The sequence below is a fragment of the Oceanospirillum sediminis genome (assembly GCF_014164585.1).
GTDB lineage: Bacteria > Pseudomonadota > Gammaproteobacteria > Pseudomonadales > Halomonadaceae > Oceanospirillum > Oceanospirillum sediminis.
The window spans coordinates 1-312 of sequence record NZ_JACJFM010000338.1 but is presented as its reverse complement, the minus strand read 5'-3'; the positions used below and the strand labels follow the sequence as shown (position 1 = coordinate 312).

Here is a 312-nt window from a genome sequence, read left to right as displayed (position 1 = left end):
TTCCCGGTAGGGACAACGACTAATACCTTCGAGGTTGAAGATGCTTCTGGTAACACAGCTACCTGTAGCTTTGATGTGACCGTAACGGATAACGAAGATCCTACGATTAACTGTCCTGCCCCTATAAACGTCAATGTAGATGGTGGTACTGATGGTGCGGTGGTAACTTATACTGCTCCTGTAGGTACAGATAATAATGCCTCAGGTACAGTAACTACTACTCAAATTGCGGGACTTCCTTCTGGGTCATTATTCCCGGTAGGGACAACGACTAATACCTTCGAGGTTGAAGATGCTTCTGGTAACACGGCT

The 312-nt window shown here is 46.2% G+C and carries 1 protein-coding gene; it reads left to right on the top strand.

Annotated features, from left to right (window positions below; genetic code table 11):
• Nucleotides 1-312 (top strand): HYR domain-containing protein (locus H4O21_RS28855; protein WP_182812753.1); only part of this gene is annotated, 312 nt, incomplete at both ends.